The following is a 16,035-nucleotide window of genomic DNA, read 5'->3' on the forward strand; positions in this document are numbered from 1 at the left end:
TATACATTATGCGAAATTGAAGAAGGCCCGGCGCCGCCTCTGGCTGATCTCTCCGGAAGGCTTCCGCGAGCTGCGCCACGGTTGCCTGCTGAGCCGCAAAGCGTGCGCCGCGTACCTCGGCGTCTGCGTGCGCACCGTGCGCCACTGGGACGCGGGCCGGTGCCGGGTGCCGTGGTCGGCGGTGCGTCTGCTGCGGCTGCGGCGTGCCGGCGAGCTGGGCGGCCTGCTGGACGGCTGGGAAGGCTGGACGATCAGGCGGGACCGGCTCGTTTCGCCCGATGGCCGGGCCTACCGGGAGCGCGACATGCGCCACCTGTGGCTGACGCTGACGCAAGCGGCCCTGTTTCGCGAGGGCTATGACCGTGCGACGCTCGGGGGTGTGGGGGCGCCAGCCCCCGCGGTCGCCTGCGCAGCAGTGCCTTTGATCGCGATGCCAGGGCGAAGCGCGGACACCCTGCCCGCATCGGTGGCCGTCCTTGCCGCGTCCCATTCCCGCCAAACCGCTTTTGATCGCGTATCGGTTGAGCCGGTCGGCGTGGCCCTCGTTGGAGACCAGCCGAAGGCCGACAACGAGGGCCATGTGACCGGCGATTCCGCTTGCGCTCATGCGGCTGGGCTGGCATGGTCGACGGGCATGGCGGCGTTCGCTGCCCTCGGGTGCACTCTTCNCCGTGACGTCAATCTGACGTCAGCTTGCAGTCAGAAGTGGTACTTTACACCGGTCGGAGCGCACCAAAGCCCGCCGGTAGGCCCAGAAACTAACAGGGGCCAAAAGACCCTTCTGGATGCCGATCTATGACCACCTCGACTACTCTCCGCCTTCCCGATGGCCTCAAAGCTGACGCTGAGGCCTACGCCGTCGCGCTGGGAATTTCCCTCAATGCGCTGTGTGCCGTCGCCCTGCGCGACTACCTCGACGCGCGTTCACGGTCTGAGGCGCTGCCGGTGGTGAACCTCAGTCCGGCTGAGGTCAGGCAAAAGTACGTGCAGGATCTGGCTCCGGCCGCGTTGCCCTACGTGCAACCGGCTGGCGGGGTCTATGCCCCCTGCCCGTGCGGCAGCGGTCAGAAGTGGAAGTGGTGCCACGGGAAACCGGGCGCCTGACGAAGTGATGCCCCCGGACGCTGGCGAGCTGCACGGGGGCATCGGGTACAACCACAACCGGGGCCGAAGCCCCAAGGGATGATGCCATGAAAGGCCGTACTGCGAAGCCCTACACCAGCAAGACCTTGCTTAACGCGTGGCGGCAACTCCTGGAGGAACTTAACCGGGTGAAGGCCGATCCGGCGTGCGATCTGGACCCTGCCGCCGTCGCCGACGTGACGGACTATCTGCTTGACAGAATCGACGCTTACCGGCCTGCGGTGGCGCTCGAAAATGCCGAAAAGAACGCGCCGGATAATGCACCGTTTGCCACCCCGGAAAATCCTCGGAATAATCGCCTCACGACGGGGGCGAGATAATGGCGAGCAAAGCCGCGAAGGCTATACATTATGCGAAATTGAAGAAGGCCCGGCGCCGCCTCTGGCTGATCTCTCCGGAAGGCTTCCGCGAGCTGCGCCACGGTTGCCTGCTGAGCCGCAAAGCGTGCGCCGCGTACCTCGGCGTCTGCGTGCGCACCGTGCGCCACTGGGACGCGGGCCGGTGCCGGGTGCCGTGGTCGGCGGTGCGTCTGCTGCGGCTGCGGCGTGCCGGCGAGCTGGGCGGCCTGCTGGACGGCTGGGAAGGCTGGACGATCAGGCGGGACCGGCTCGTTTCGCCCGATGGCCGGGCCTACCGGGAGCGCGACATGCGCCACCTGTGGCTGACGCTGACGCAAGCGGCCCTGTTTCGCGAGGGCTATGACCGTGCGACGCTCGGGGGTGTGGGGGCGCCAGCCCCCGCGGTCGCCTGCGCAGCAGTGCCTTTGATCGCGATGCCAGGGCGAAGCGCGGACACCCTGCCCGCATCGGTGGCCGTCCTTGCCGCGTCCCATTCCCGCCAAACCGCTTTTGATCGCGTATCGGTTGAGCCGGTCGGCGTGGCCCTCGTTGGAGACCAGCCGAAGGCCGACAACGAGGGCCATGTGACCGGCGATTCCGCTTGCGCTCATGCGGCTGGGCTGGCATGGTCGACGGGCATGGCGGCGTTCGCTGCCCTCGGGTGCACTCTTCCCCGTGACGTCAATCTGACGTCAGCTTGCAGTCAGAAGTGGTACTTTACACCGGTCGGAGCGCACCAAAGCCCGCCGGTAGGCCCAGAAACTAACAGGGGCCAAAAGACCCTTCTGGATGCCGATCTATGACCACCTCGACTACTCTCCGCCTTCCCGATGGCCTCAAAGCTGACGCTGAGGCCTACGCCGTCGCGCTGGGAATTTCCCTCAATGCGCTGTGTGCCGTCGCCCTGCGCGACTACCTCGACGCGCGTTCACGGTCTGAGGCGCTGCCGGTGGTGAACCTCAGTCCGGCTGAGGTCAGGCAAAAGTACGTGCAGGATCTGGCTCCGGCCGCGTTGCCCTACGTGCAACCGGCTGGCGGGGTCTATGCCCCCTGCCCGTGCGGCAGCGGTCAGAAGTGGAAGTGGTGCCACGGGAAACCGGGCGCCTGACGAAGTGATGCCCCCGGACGCTGGCGAGCTGCACGGGGGCATCGGGTACAACCACAACCGGGGCCGAAGCCCCAAGGGATGATGCCATGAAAGGCCGTACTGCGAAGCCCTACACCAGCAAGACCTTGCTTAACGCGTGGCGGCAACTCCTGGAGGAACTTAACCGGGTGAAGGCCGATCCGGCGTGCGATCTGGACCCTGCCGCCGTCGCCGACGTGACGGACTATCTGCTTGACAGAATCGACGCTTACCGGCCTGCGGTGGCGCTCGAAAATGCCGAAAAGAACGCGCCGGATAATGCACCGTTTGCCACCCCGGAAAATCCTCGGAATAATCGCCTCACGACGGGGGCGAGATAATGGCGAGCAAAGCCGCGAAGGCTATACATTATGCGAAATTAAAGGAGGTGCCCGACGAGGGGGCTGGAAGCGCCGAAAACGTCCTGTTCTGGTGTCTAAAAACTACGAACCACCTCCGCAGCAACCAAGAAGCCGCCTCTGAGCGAGCAACAAACTGCCCCGAACTCGTTGATTGACCAAGAAGCCGCCGCAAGTTCCCAGGTGCCGCGACGAACCTCCTCTAATTTCCTGGAACGCCACGTGGCAGGACCACGAAACTTGCACCAGGTGATCAACAAACAGTCTCCGAAATCGACCAGCAGACTGCCGCCGATTTGCAGAAGCGTTTAGACATGTGCCACGTCGGTCTTTAGCCAGCGAGCAAAGGCCCGAATATCCACAATGCCACGGGCGGCGATACGGAACTCAGCGGGCTCCGTCGACGCCCAAAAGGTCTTCACAGTCGGCAAATCCGCTTCGGGTCGCCCGTCGTAAAGTGCCGTTGCTTTCCAGTCGTACACCGTTATCACGTTGCGCCGGATGTCCGTAAAGGTGTAGGAACCCGACAATTTTGCCTAATCGTTCTGCCTCTTGTGTCTGTTCAGTGTGGTATCGGCCACCGAGTACACGGCATACCGACTGCCATTTCTTTTGCGCGTTCCTCAGCGAAATCAGCACGCGGTTCCCGACCAGCTTCCCGATTTCTTGCAATGCCGGGCAACGCAACGTATGTTCATGCGCTCGCAAGGCGTGCCGAACGAGCCGAACCGTATGGCTCAACATGCGATCGTCCGCGGGGGGGATGACAGCATGGCCTTTCGGGGCTGTCGTGTCGGGGATAACAAAGTTCGCGCAGCAATCGATCGTCACGCACGGCGATCGCCGAAGCGCGGGCGACGGAACGGCCATGGCAATGGTCCATCGTTGCTTCAGGTGGCGGAGATGCGGTACGTACACTGTTTCGAACTCGAGTTGCCGACAGCAAGCAGTCGCCAGCCGGGAAACTCCATGACCAATGGCGTGGTTTCCTCTGGAGATGATGCCAAGGCGATCGACTCATCACCGCAAGGAGCTCGTGCGCAGTGGGATTGCTGACTCTTTATTGCTTTTCTTACGCTGGCGGCAATTCATGGGCCTTCCGGCAACTCGGCCAGGAGCTCGCAGGCCGTATCGAAGTCGTTCCCGTCGAGTTACCCGGTCGTGGCAGGCGGCGCGGGGAGCGATGCATCGATCAGTGGGATGAGCTGACGGATGTCCTGGTATCCGAGCTGGCCCCCAAGCTGGACGAGCCGCACGCTTTTCTCGGCTACAGCCTTGGTGCCTTGGTGGCCCTCAAGGTCATGCATGCCCTCAAGGATCGGCATCTCGCAAGGTCATTGCCTTCGCGCGCGCTTTTCGCTTGCGCACTGAGCGGACCGCGAGCCATCACCCACGAACGACTGTTGCACCGCATGGAGGACAGGGCCATGTTCGAGGCGTTGCGCGATCTCGGCGGCATCCCCGACGAACTGCTGGATTCGCCAGAGCTCATTGCGTTGTCGGCACCCGCCATGCGCGCCGACCTGACCCTGTTCAAAACATTCACGCCGCCAGGCAAGCCATTGGCGGGCATACCCGTCCACGCCTATTGGGGCAACGCCGACGTCAGTGTTGGTGATGGTTACGCGGCATGGCGAAGCGAGACTGACGTCGCATTTCACACTCGCGCATTCGATGGCGGACACATGTTTCTATACGATGCCGCATCGGCACTCGCCAACGCGCTGGCAGAAGACCTGGCGCTTTTTGGAAAACAGCTGAAGACGGCATAGCGAGCCCGCGCCTGGCAATCGGTAGCGGATAGTGACCCAGGTCGACGGTGACGGTAGCCGCATCCGGCCGGGCGCAGTAGCGACAACACCATGGAGGAGTCATGAACGACAGTGACCAGCAGCATGTCGAATTGGCCAGGAGTATTGCTCGAAATGGTATTTCCCCCTCTCCCGCCGCCTCCCTGCCGCAGGCGTTTGCCAATATCGTCGGCATTCTGCCGGGGAAGATCGCGCTGATTGTTGGCGAGCAAGCATGGAGTTACGCCGAACTCGACAGGCTTTCAGATGCGGCCGCCACGCAACTCGTGACGCATGGCGTGGCGCGTGGGCACTGCGTGGGCATCCATATGGATCGCTCTGCCGAAGCCATCATCGCGATGCTGGCGATCCTGAAGCTTGGCGCCACCTATGTGCCGTTCGACCCGGCGGCGCCTGGCCAGCGTCTCGCAGCCCAGGCCGATGCTGCGACGATCAAGGTGCTGACGGTAGCGCAAGGCCAGCCCGCGCCGGGCTGGTTCCGCGGTGCTGTCCAGGCCATTGCGACCAGATCGGATGACACTGTCGCGTCTCGCCCCCTGCTCGATATCCATCCACTTGAACTGGCTTACGTGATCTATACCTCGGGCTCGACCAACGAGGCCAAGGGTGTGTGCATACCGCATCGCGCCATACTCGACCTGGTCACGGGGGCCGCCTATTGCGGGTTCGTGCCCGATGACGTGGTGTATCACGGGATGTCGATCGCCTTCGACGGATCGACCTTCGAGATCTGGGGAGCGTTGTTGAGCGGCGCCCGACTGGTGGTTGCGCCGCCCAGGGTGGCCATTCACGAAATTTGCGATCTGGTCGAAGAGCATCGGATCAGCGTGCTGCTGCTGAGCACGGGGGTATTCAATTCCCTGGGACGCGACGCGCTGCAGAGGCTAAGCGGGGTGAGGGTGTTGCTGGCCGGCGGTGACGTGATGTCGCCATCCGTGGCGAACCAGTTCTTCGGCGCCGGTGGCCGTATCGTGGTGAATGGCTACGGCCCCACGGAAGTCACCACGTTTTCGCATTGTCATGTGATGACGGATGCCGGTTCTGCCGACACGTCCATTCCCATCGGCACACCCATCCGCGGTACGGCTGCCTATCTGCTGGACGAACGCCTTGAGGCCAGATCGCTGGGCGCCGAGGGCGAGCTGTTCATTGGCGGAACGGGACTTGCGCAGGGTTATCTCGGCAATCCCTCGTTGACCGCCGAACGATTCCTGCCCGACCCCTTCGCGCTGGACGGTTCACGCATGTACCGAACGGGCGATCTCGCGGTGCAGGCAGCCGATGGATGCCTGGACTACCACGGGCGCATCGACACCCAAGTCAAGATCCGTGGATTCCGTGTCGAACTGGGCGAAATCGAGAGCTGCCTGCGTTCCTGCGGATCGCTGCTTGCCGCGTGCGTCATTCATGTAAAGAACGATGCCGGTACGTCCCTGCTTCACGCCTATTGCGTTCGCGACAGGCATGGTCCGGATATCACTGAAGATGAGCTCACCGTGCAGTTGCAGGCCACCCTGCCCGACTACATGGTTCCCCGGCGCATTGCCTTTCTGGACGTGCTGCCGTTGACCATCAATGGCAAGGTCGATCGCAAGCAGCTCGAAGCACATGCCCGTTCTTCGACGCCCGGCGATGCTCCCGCTCCGGAGACGAGCGGCACGTCAGACGATGCACTGGGCAATTCACTCCTGGACACGCTGAAACACCTTCTGGACGACAAGAGGGTCAGTCTCGCCGATCACTTCTTCGATGTCGGTGGCGATTCGCTGACTGCGATGCGCTTCTGCGCCGCAGTGAGTGAAGAGCACAACGTGGATTTGTCGCTCGCCGCTTTGTTCGAAGCCGACTCCCTGCAGGAAATCGTCGAGCGCGTCAGGGGCCTGAAGCAGGAACGGCTTGATTCTCCGCAAACGGCAGTAGCCTGAATCCGGTAACGAGGATGATTCATGCAGATGGAAAATGAAGAACGTTACATCGTTGTGGTGAACCACGAGGAACAGTATTCGATATGGCCCGCGGGCCGCGATATTCCGTCGGGCTGGCGAGCGGATGCGTTCGAAGGAACGCGCGCCGAGTGCCTTGCCCACATTGCGCGCGTATGGACGGATATGCGCCCGCTCAGCGTGCGTCACCATCTGGGAGAACAATCTTGACGATGCAACAGCTGCGGTTCCCGTGGTTCGAGGATCTGTTCCATGCCATCGACACGGCATCGTGGAACGATCTTCCGAATTTCTTCCATCCGGATATCGTCTACGAAAGGCCGGGATATGCACCGATCAGCGGCCTGGATGCCTTGCGTGATTTCTACAGCAGTACGCGAATCATCGCCGAGGGCAAGCATTCGCTTGACGGCGGCCTGCGCGATGCCGACAAGGCGATCTGCTGGGGGCATTTCCGCGGTCGTTCGAAGAGCGGCGACCCGCTGGAAGAACGCTTCGCCGATGCCTACGAGCTCGAAGACGGTTTGATCAGGAAGCGCACGACTTTCTTCTTCCGCGCTGCCATCTGATCGCCACTTCAATCGCCGTCGCGTGGCAACGCAAGATGGATGAATACGACGCAGCCTGTTGCAAAGATGCATTGGCCGACTTTCCTTTTTCGTCGGGCAAAACGCCGGACGCCAGGTGGAACCGAGGGGGACATTCATGGAATCGATGTACTGGCACGATGGTGATTGGACGTCCGAGCGGCGTCCGATCCTGGGGTTGAGCGACAACAGCTTCTGGATGGGCAACAGCGTTTTCGACGGCGCGCGCGCTTACGACAACATCATTCCCGACCTGGACTTGCACTGCGAACGCCTGCTCCGCTCCGCCGTCCACATGCTGATGAAGCCGACCATGGACGCCGCCACGCTCGCGTCGATCTGCAGGGCTGGCGTGGCGCATTTCGAGCCGGGTGCAGAACTCTACATAAGACCGATGTTTTACGCCCGCGGCGGCTTCATCGTCCCCGATCCCGATACGACCGAGTGTGGCATCGTGATCCATCGCGCACCGCTGCCTTCTCGTGACGGCTTCAGTGCCTGCTCCGCACCCTTCCGCCGGCCCCGCCCGGACATGGCACCGACGCTTGCGAAGGCCAGCTGCCTTTATCCAATGACCCAGCAGGCGCTGAATTATGCGCGGCAGCGTGGATTCGACAACGCGCTGTTGTGCAACGCCGACGACGATGTTGCGGAGTTCTCCACGTGCAACGTGATGATCGTGCGTGACTCGATCGTCCATACCCCGGCACCGGATGGCAGCTTCCTGGCTGGCATCACGCGCGCCCGCGTGATCGGCCTGCTCCGCGATGCCGGGATCGAGGTGGTCGAGTGTCGTCTGCGCTGGCAGGACGTACTCGATGCCGACGAAGTATTCAGCACAGGCAATTTCGGCAAGGTCCTGCCGGTACACCGCATTGACGACCGCCACTATCCACGCGGCCCGATCGCCGAACAGGCGCACGTGCTGTACCAGGCGTTCGCCCACGACACCGCACGCGCCACTGTGGCCGCGTGAAGTCGCGCGAGTGCGTCGCCTGCCAGGCGATCGAGCCGCATCGCCAGAGCAATCATTCTCCGGAGCATATCGATGGTTGAATCCGAAGCCGCGCACGTAGCTGGTCCTGCGCCCGGTCATCGTGCAGATGCGGCGCGTCGAATCTCGTTCGCGCAGGAACGCCTGTGGATCGTCGACCAGCTTGTCGATGACAAGGCCCTCTATAACGCATCCATGCGATTCGCGCTGACCGGCGAGATGGATGTGACGGTGTTCGAACGCGCGTTGCGCGAGGTCGCGCGCCGGCACGATGTGCTGCGCATGGGCTTCGCCGCCGATGATGGTCATCCCGAGATTGCTGCGCAGCCATCATTCGACCTGACGTTCCAGGACATGCGGGCGCATTCGGATCCGGTCCAGGCCATGCGCCGCGATCAATGGTCGGTAGCCTCGCGTCCGTTCGACCTGCGGCGTCCACCCCTGCTGCGCGTCGCCTTGTACCGGCTCGGCGAAGATCACCACGAACTCCTGCTGACCGTGCACCACATCATCTTCGATGGCGCGTCCATCGACATCCTCATGCAGGAACTGGAGGCTCTCTACCCGGCTTTCCGCGAGGGGCGACCGTCGCCGCTGCCCGAGTTGCCGCTGCAGAGCGGGGATGCTGCGGTTGCCGAGCGCCAGCGGATATCCGGTGCGCTCAAGGATGGGATGGTTGCGTATTGGCAATCCCGGCTCGGCGATGAGCTGCCCGTTCTCACCCTGCCCTCGGATCGACCACGGCCGCCAAGGCAGGGTTTTCGCGGAGACACTTTTCAGAGAGTGGTTGGCGCCGACCTTGCCGCCGCACTCGAAGGGGCCTGCCGACGCGAGCGCGTGACACCCTTCATGTTGATGTTGACGGCTTATTCGATCTGGCTGTGCCGTTACGCGGGCCAGCAGGAGGTGGTGGTAGGCAGCCCGTTCGCATTGCGTAGCGACAAGGACACGCGGGGGCTGATCGGCTTTTTCGTGAACACGGTCGCGCTGCGCATGAAGGTGGACGGCCAGGCATCGTTCCGCCAATTGCTGCGGCAAGCGCGGCATCTCTGTCTCGACGCCTACCCCCATGGAGAGCTGCCTTTCGGCGAGCTGGTCGGCACGCTGGGTGCCGGTCACGAATCGTCGCATCCACCGATATTCCAGGCGATGCTTGCGGTGCAGAACCGTCGCCGCCCTGCCGTGCTGTCACCGACGTCGAGCATGACCTACCTGGGCGAGATGGCGATCGACAAGGCGCGTTTCGATGTGTCGATGGTGCTCGATTTCCTGCAGGACGAGATGATTCTCTCGCTGGAGTACAACCTCGACCTGTTCGATCCGGCCACCGCGAACCGGATGTTCGACCACTTCCTGGTGATGCTCGCTGCGGCGCTCGACAAGCCCGACCTTGCCGCCGACCAGCTGCCCCTGATGAACGAAGCCGAACACGCTCAATGGCTGGAGTGGTCGACTTTGCCGGTGGCGAACGTTCCGGATATCGGCATTCACGACCTCTTCGCGCAAACGGCTGCCAACCGACCGGATGCGGTGGCCGTGCGTTACGGCGAACAGTGCTTTTCGTTCCGGGAGCTGGACGAGCGTGCGGATCGTCTCGCGGGTTTTCTGTCGGCCGATGGATTGGGTCATGGCGAGCTGGTCGGGCTTTGCCTGCCGCGATCGCCTGACTTCCTGGTCGCAGTGCTCGCCCTGTGGAAGGCCGGCGCCGCCTATGTGCCGCTCGATCCGGAGCAGCCGGCCGATCGGCATGCCTATATCATCGGCAACGCGGGCATCTGCCGCGTCCTGACGATGGTATCGCTCGCAGCACGTTTTACCGGCGAAGGCCGCTTGCTGCTGTGCCTCGATGACCCGGCCACGCAACAACGGATCGCCGCGTCGGTCGCGCTGCCAACAATCGCCCGCGATCCCCATGACCTTGCTTACGTCATCTACACCTCGGGCTCAACCGGTGAACCGAAAGGCGTGCTGGTGGAACACCGTGCCGTAAGTCGCCTGCTCGGTGCGCCTGAAGCACTGGGCTATGACCGCGAGACCGTGATGCTGCAGAGCATCAACGTGGCGTTCGATGCCTCGGTGCTGGAGACGTGGGCCCCGCTATGTTGTGGCGGCCAATTGGTGCTCTACCCCGGCCAGGGCCTCGATGTCTCGACCTTGCATGCCCTCATCGCGGACTACGGCATCAATACGCTGACCCTGCCCGCATCCCTGCTCGATTTGTGGAGCGACCAGTGGCAAGGAAGCACAGGCCTCAAGCGCATCGTGGCCGGCGGCGAGGCCCTCTCCGCCAGCACGGTCGCGCGCCTGTATGCACTCGACGACCAGGTCACCGTGATCAATCACTATGGCCCGACCGAAAACGGCGTGCTGAGCAGCTACTACCCGATTCCCCGCGAAATCACCGCGCCGGTGCCGATAGGCCTGCCAGCGCCCGGAACCCAGTTGCTCGTACTCAACGGTGCCGGCCAAGCGCAGCCAGCTGGCGTCATCGGCGAGCTCTACGTGGCGGGTCAGGGACTCGCCCGCGGCTACCTCGGGCATGCCGAACTCACGGCGGAAAAATTCCTCCCGGCCGATCCGGCCATGGCCGTTTCGGCTTGCTGGTACCGCACCGGTGATCTCGTGCGCTGGCAAATCCCTGGCGGGAGCGGACGAGCCATCCTGCAATTCGTCGGTCGCAGCGACCAGCAGGTGAAGATTCGCGGCTTTCGTATCGAGCTGAGCGAGATCGAGGCCCAACTCCGCGCCTGTCCCGGAGTGCAGGATGCCAAGGTCGTGGTCCATCGCGCGAATAGCGGAGACAAGCAGATACTCGCCTATATCGTCGCGGCGGAAGACGCACGCGAACGATGGCGCACCTGTCTGCAACAGAAATTGCCGGCCTATATGGTGCCGGCTGCCCTTGTCATGGTGCCTGCATGGCCGCTGACGCAGAACGGCAAGCTGGACCTGAAGGCATTGCCTGCACCTGATCGAAGCGCTTACACCATCGATGCCTTTGCGACCCCGACGTCCACGCGCGAGGAAGCGCTGCTGGCCGTATGGCAAGACCTGCTCAAGATGGATCGCATCAGCATCGATGACAATTTCTTCGAGATCGGTGGCCACTCGCTGCTGGCGACGCGCCTGCAAAATCGCATCCGTGCCGAGCTGGAGGCCGAGTTGCCGTTGCGCACGATATTCGAGGCTCCCACCGTGCGCCAGCTGGCCGCATGCGTGGACGCCCTGCATGCGCCGGTTGGCGCGGCACTCCACTCCCGCCCTCGTTCGTTGCCGCCCATCGCGGCGATGGGCGGCTGCAATGACGCGCCGTTGTCTCATGCGCAGCAACGGCTGTGGTTCATCCACCGCCTCGACAGCGCCAGTGCGCAATACCATATCCCTTATCGGTTGAGCATGGATGGTGCGCTCGACATCGATGCGCTGCGCAAGGCGTTGCGCGATCTGGTCGAGCGTCACGCCATCCTGCGCACGGTATTCCGCGAAGTGGACGGCGAACCACGGCAGGTCGTTCTGCCGCCCGCCGACTTCAATCTGCCGGTGCTCGACCTTTGCGAGGTCGAAGAATCCGAGCGGCAGCTCGAAGCCGAACGCTGCCTGCATGCCGAGGCGCTGCGTCCATTTGACCTGGCCCGAGAGGGATCGCTGCGCGCGCAACTCCTGCGACTGGCGGCGAACCGGCACTGGCTCGCCTTGACGGTTCATCACATTGCGGCCGATGGCTGGGCCATGGGTATCGTGCAAAGGGAGCTCGCTGCGCTGTACGCGATGCATCGAAACGACGAACCGGCATCGCTGCCTCCGTTGCCGCTGCAGTACACCGACTACGCGCGCTGGCAGCGCCAATGGCTGGATGAAGCGGCGCTGGAATCGCAACTAACGTTCTGGCAGGACCGCTTGCGCGGCCTGCCCTTGCTGCATGGCTTGCCGCTGGACCGCCCGCGTCCCGGCATTCAGAGCTATCGCGGAGCAGTTCATCGGCAAGTGTTGCCGAGCAGTCTCGTCGAGCGTCTTCAGACCCTGGTGCAACATCACGACGCCACTTTGTTCATGGGCTTGCACAGCGTCTTTGCCCTGCTGCTTTCGCGTTACAGCGGCGAGAACGACATCGTGGTCGGCACGCCCGTGGCAAACCGCCGCGATGAAGCGCTGATGCCGATGGTGGGGTTGTTCATCAACACCCTGGTTTTCCGCAGCGACATGTCGGGCAACCCCACTTTCATCGACCTGCTCGCCCAGGCCAGGACGTATGCGCTGGATGCGTACGAACATCAGGACCTGCCGTTCGAATTGCTGGTGGAGCGGATCAATCCCGCCCGCAATGCGTCCTATAGCCCCTTGTTCCAGATTCTGTTCGCACTGCAGAACACGGATGCTGCGGACATGGTGCTGCCGGATCTCGTCGCGAAACCGATTCCGTTCGCCGAACGATTCGCGAAGTTCGACCTTGCCCTCAACCTTCAACCCGTCGACGGCGAGATCCTCGCCGAATGGGAATACGACGCCGACCTGTTCGACGTCGCCACCATCGAGCAGATGGCCTCGTCCTACCGGGTGATGCTGGAAGCCGTCCTCGATGCCCCCGACGCACGCGTGCGGCAGTTGCCGCTGCTCGACGCGGCCGGTCAGGCGCGCGTGCTTGCACTGGGCAACGACACGGATCGCCCATACCCCGCACAGGATTGCCTGCACACGCTGATCGAGCGCCATGCCGAGCTTGCACCCGACGCTGTCGCGGTGATCCACGGGAGTACGACGCTCAGCTATGCACAGCTCAATCGGGAAGCCAATCGCCTGGCGCACCATCTGCGCGGGCTGGGCGTGGCCGGCGACGTACCTGTAGCCATTGCCATGGAGCGCGGACCATCGCTGGTCGTCGGCCTGCTCGCCATATTGAAGGCCGGCGGTGCCTATGTGCCCCTCGATGCCGGATATCCGCAAGCGCGACTCGCGATCATGCTGGCCGACAGCGCCCCCGCGGTGATCCTGGTCGATGAAAACACCCGCCCGAGGATCGAGGCAGCGCTCTGCGAGAGCGGAGCTTCGACGCGCCCACATGTGCTGGACGTCCAGGGCGACGCCGAACAATGGCATCGCAACAGCGAGTCGAACCCGTCCCTGGAAGACATCGGCCTCACCTCGGCCCACGTGGCCTACATCATCTACACCTCCGGCTCCACCGGTCGGCCAAAGGGGGTGATGAACGAGCATCGCGCCATCGTCAATCGCTTGCGCTGGTTGCAGGAGGCTCACCCGCTGAACGACCGGGACAAGTTCCTGCAGACGGCGGCGATCGGCTTCGGTGCCTCGGTATTCGAGATCTTCTGGCCGCTGCTTGCCGGTGCGCAGTTGGTGTTGAGCGAGGGTCAGGGCCACAAGGACCCGACGTACCTGTGCGAACTGATCGTGCGCGAGGGCGTCACCGTCCTGTTCTTCGTGCCATCCATGCTGCAGGCGTTCCTCGATCAGCCGCACGCGGGCGATTGCAAGATCCTCAGGCACATCCTGTGCGGCGGCGAGCCGCTATCGGGCATGCTTGCCCGCCGTTGTCGCGAGCAGCTTCCGCAGGCCGGCCTGACGCATTTGTATGGCTCCAGCGAAACGGCGGTGCTCTCCGCCAGTTGGGACTGCTCGGCCGGCGTGGTGCCGGACAAGGTTCCCATCGGCAAGGCGGGTGCCAACACACGCATCTACATTTTGGACGAGCTGGGAAGGCCGGTGCCGCGCGGTGTGCGTGGCGAGATCCACGTTGGTGGCTGCCAGGTTGCACGCGGCTATTTCCGCCGTCCCGAGCTGGATGCCGAACGCTTCGTGGCAGACCCGTATCATCCCGCAGCCGGCGCACGGATGTGCCGCACTGGCGACCTCGGTCGACAACTTCCGGACGGCAACATCGAGCACCTGGGCCGTAACGATTTCCAGATCAAGATCCGTGGCCAACGCGTGGAACTTGGCGACATCGAGGCACAAATGCTCGCCTTTGCCGGCATCCGGCAGGCCGTGCTTCTGGCGCGGGATGATGGTGCCGAGCTGCGACTTGTCGCCTATCTGGTACCGACGGACCCGGATGTGTCGGAGGATGCCTTGCTGCCGGCCTTGCGCGAGCACCTGGCGTCGCAGTTGCCTTCGCACATGCTTCCGGCCGCCTATGTCGTGCTTGCGCGTCTGCCCCTCAACGCCAACGGCAAGCTCGACCGCGCAGCCTTGCCTGCGCCAGGGGGGCGCGGTGCCGAAGGCACATTGCAGCCACCTGAAAATGATCTGCAGCGGCAACTGCTGGAGATCTGGCAGACCTTGCTGAAGCAGCCGCACATCGGCATCACCTGCGATTTCTTCGCAGCCGGCGGGCACTCGTTGTTGGCATTGCGCCTCGCCAATTGCGTGCGAGAGAAGTTCGATTACGAACTCGAGCTCAAGGCGTTCTTCGCCGCTCCCACGGTCCGCGCACTCGCCGAGGCAATCCACCGCCACCGTCAGGCGCGGCTCGCCGCGAAGCGTTTCAACGAGTGCGACCTCTCCGACATCGTCGAATTCTAGAACCCGGCAAGGACTCACCATGGGCTACGAACTCTCCGGCAATACGCTTGAACGCGACATACCCGCCTTGTTGCCGCTTGAAGCGCCCGCAGTGGACGGCGACCGGCATCCCGCGCTGGGCGTCATCGCAGACTGGGCAAGAAATTACCTCTGCTGTCCGCATGCCGAGCTCGGACGCAACGGGCCGGTCTGCCCTTTCGTACCCGGCGCATTGCAGAAGCAGCTGCTGTTCGCGACCGTGTATGAAGATCCCGGTATCGACGTCGACGATATCAAGACGATCCTGCTGCGCGAGATGGAGCGCTTCATCAAGCTCGATCCGGTCTCGGGCAACGAGGCTCAGTTCAAATCGCTGATGGTGATGTTCCCCCAATTGTCCGTCGACGACCTGGACATGATCGAGGTCGCCCAGGCCGAATTGCAGAAGCACTTCGTGCCGAACGGCCTGATGGTGGGTGAATTCCATTCCGGCCCGCCCCAGAAAGGCGGGCTGTGGAACAGCGCGTTCCGGCCGCTCTACAGCCCGGTGCCCATGCTGGTGATCCGGCACATGGTACCCACCGACCTGCTGTTCCTGAAAGACAGTGCACAGCTGTTTCGCGAGTATGTGCAGATTTACGGCAACGCGGTGCCGGAACGTTTCCGCGCCCAATTCGAGGAAGCTGCGGAGCGCTTTGGCATGACGACGAATCCGGATGAAAATGCCCCGCAAGCCGCGCCGCGAATCATCGACGCGCTCGATGCGGCGGGCCTCACCTACCGTGTGCATTGCCACGACAATTACCCTCTTCCCATCCGCGTGCCGAAGGATTTCGCCGACGCGCTTGGTTATGCCGTGGGGCGCATCACCAAGACGCTGTTCCTGAAAAGCCGCGATGACGCGCGCTACTACCTTGTGATCTGCAGCATGGACAAACGGGTCGACCTGCGTGGCCTGGCCGCCAAGCTGGGTACCGGGCGACTGGAACTGGCGCCACTTGCCGACCTGCAACGTCTCGTCGGTTATCCGCCGACGTCGGTCACGCCGATCGCGGTGGCTGGTATCCCGGTGTTCATGGATGAGACCTTGTTTCAGTTCCCCACCGTGCTGACCGGCAGCGGTGTGCCCCGGGTGGAGATCGAGATCGCGCCGGCCGACCTGCGCGCTTCATGCGCTGCCCAGATCCTGGCCATGGCCTGACCACGAGAACCGTCGCT

Annotated in this window: 13 protein-coding genes; all 13 read left to right on the top strand. The window is 63.2% G+C overall.

Features of this window, described 5'->3' with window-relative positions:
- Positions 1-799 (top strand): VC1465 family Xer recombination activation factor (locus CIW53_RS12415; protein WP_242451893.1); only part of this gene is annotated, 799 nt, incomplete at its 5' end.
- On the top strand, positions 796-1,104 hold the full coding sequence (locus tag CIW53_RS12420; RefSeq protein ID WP_149365056.1) for an SEC-C metal-binding domain-containing protein: 309 nt from the start codon (positions 796-798) through the stop codon (positions 1,102-1,104). The genes CIW53_RS12415 and CIW53_RS12420, both read left to right, overlap by 4 nt.
- Positions 1,105-1,190: 86 nt before the next feature.
- Positions 1,191-1,463 (top strand): hypothetical protein, encoded by a 273-nt coding sequence (locus CIW53_RS12425; RefSeq protein ID WP_149365057.1) that lies wholly within the window; start codon positions 1,191-1,193, stop codon positions 1,461-1,463.
- Entirely contained in the window at positions 1,463-2,284 is an 822-nt protein-coding gene (locus CIW53_RS12430; protein WP_149365058.1) for a VC1465 family Xer recombination activation factor, read from the top strand. The genes CIW53_RS12425 and CIW53_RS12430 overlap by 1 nt, the downstream gene beginning before the upstream one ends.
- Positions 2,281-2,589, top strand: a complete 309-nt coding sequence (locus CIW53_RS12435; protein ID WP_149365056.1) for an SEC-C metal-binding domain-containing protein — start codon at positions 2,281-2,283, stop codon at positions 2,587-2,589. The genes CIW53_RS12430 and CIW53_RS12435 overlap by 4 nt, the downstream gene beginning before the upstream one ends.
- A gap of 86 nt (positions 2,590-2,675) precedes the next feature.
- A complete protein-coding gene (locus tag CIW53_RS12440; RefSeq protein ID WP_149365057.1) occupies positions 2,676-2,948 on the top strand; it encodes a hypothetical protein in 273 nt (90 codons plus the stop codon).
- A gap of 1,061 nt (positions 2,949-4,009) precedes the next feature.
- Positions 4,010-4,738, top strand: a complete 729-nt coding sequence (locus CIW53_RS12445; RefSeq protein ID WP_172969665.1) for an alpha/beta fold hydrolase — start codon at positions 4,010-4,012, stop codon at positions 4,736-4,738.
- Between the two features lie 101 nt (positions 4,739-4,839).
- Entirely contained in the window at positions 4,840-6,702 is a 1,863-nt protein-coding gene (locus tag CIW53_RS12450; protein ID WP_149365060.1) for a non-ribosomal peptide synthetase, read from the top strand.
- A gap of 21 nt (positions 6,703-6,723) precedes the next feature.
- Positions 6,724-6,930 carry an MbtH family NRPS accessory protein gene (locus tag CIW53_RS12455; protein WP_149365061.1) on the top strand — a complete coding sequence of 69 codons (207 nt, stop codon included), beginning with the start codon at positions 6,724-6,726 and terminating at the stop codon, positions 6,928-6,930.
- A gap of 2 nt (positions 6,931-6,932) precedes the next feature.
- Positions 6,933-7,289, top strand: a complete 357-nt coding sequence (locus tag CIW53_RS12460; protein WP_149365062.1) for a nuclear transport factor 2 family protein — start codon at positions 6,933-6,935, stop codon at positions 7,287-7,289.
- Between the two features lie 136 nt (positions 7,290-7,425).
- Positions 7,426-8,283 (top strand): branched-chain amino acid aminotransferase, encoded by an 858-nt coding sequence (locus CIW53_RS12465; RefSeq protein ID WP_149365063.1) that lies wholly within the window; start codon positions 7,426-7,428, stop codon positions 8,281-8,283.
- A gap of 72 nt (positions 8,284-8,355) precedes the next feature.
- Positions 8,356-14,838: a non-ribosomal peptide synthetase gene (locus tag CIW53_RS12470; RefSeq protein WP_149365064.1), complete on the top strand. Its 6,483-nt coding sequence runs from the start codon at positions 8,356-8,358 to the stop codon at positions 14,836-14,838.
- A gap of 19 nt (positions 14,839-14,857) precedes the next feature.
- Positions 14,858-16,018 (top strand): YbaK/EbsC family protein, encoded by a 1,161-nt coding sequence (locus CIW53_RS12475; protein WP_149365065.1) that lies wholly within the window; start codon positions 14,858-14,860, stop codon positions 16,016-16,018.
- Positions 16,019-16,035: the final 17 nt, after the last annotated feature.

This window comes from Rhodanobacter sp. T12-5 (genome assembly GCF_008329435.1).
Lineage (GTDB): Bacteria > Pseudomonadota > Gammaproteobacteria > Xanthomonadales > Rhodanobacteraceae > Rhodanobacter.

Excerpts from the sequence above, each read along its gene's own strand:
- CIW53_RS12420 (WP_149365056.1), top strand. The coding sequence starts at position 796 with ATGACCACCTCGACTACTCTCCGCCTTCCCGATGGCCTCAAAGCTGAC.
- CIW53_RS12425 (WP_149365057.1), top strand. The coding sequence starts at position 1,191 with ATGAAAGGCCGTACTGCGAAGCCCTACACCAGCAAGACCTTGCTTAAC.
- CIW53_RS12430 (WP_149365058.1), top strand. The coding sequence starts at position 1,463 with ATGGCGAGCAAAGCCGCGAAGGCTATACATTATGCGAAATTGAAGAAG.
- CIW53_RS12435 (WP_149365056.1), top strand. The coding sequence starts at position 2,281 with ATGACCACCTCGACTACTCTCCGCCTTCCCGATGGCCTCAAAGCTGAC.
- CIW53_RS12440 (WP_149365057.1), top strand. The coding sequence starts at position 2,676 with ATGAAAGGCCGTACTGCGAAGCCCTACACCAGCAAGACCTTGCTTAAC.
- CIW53_RS12450 (WP_149365060.1), top strand. The coding sequence starts at position 4,840 with ATGAACGACAGTGACCAGCAGCATGTCGAATTGGCCAGGAGTATTGCT.
- CIW53_RS12455 (WP_149365061.1), top strand. The coding sequence starts at position 6,724 with ATGCAGATGGAAAATGAAGAACGTTACATCGTTGTGGTGAACCACGAG.
- CIW53_RS12460 (WP_149365062.1), top strand. The coding sequence starts at position 6,933 with ATGCAACAGCTGCGGTTCCCGTGGTTCGAGGATCTGTTCCATGCCATC.
- CIW53_RS12465 (WP_149365063.1), top strand. The coding sequence starts at position 7,426 with ATGGAATCGATGTACTGGCACGATGGTGATTGGACGTCCGAGCGGCGT.
- CIW53_RS12470 (WP_149365064.1), top strand. The coding sequence starts at position 8,356 with ATGGTTGAATCCGAAGCCGCGCACGTAGCTGGTCCTGCGCCCGGTCAT.
- CIW53_RS12475 (WP_149365065.1), top strand. The coding sequence starts at position 14,858 with ATGGGCTACGAACTCTCCGGCAATACGCTTGAACGCGACATACCCGCC.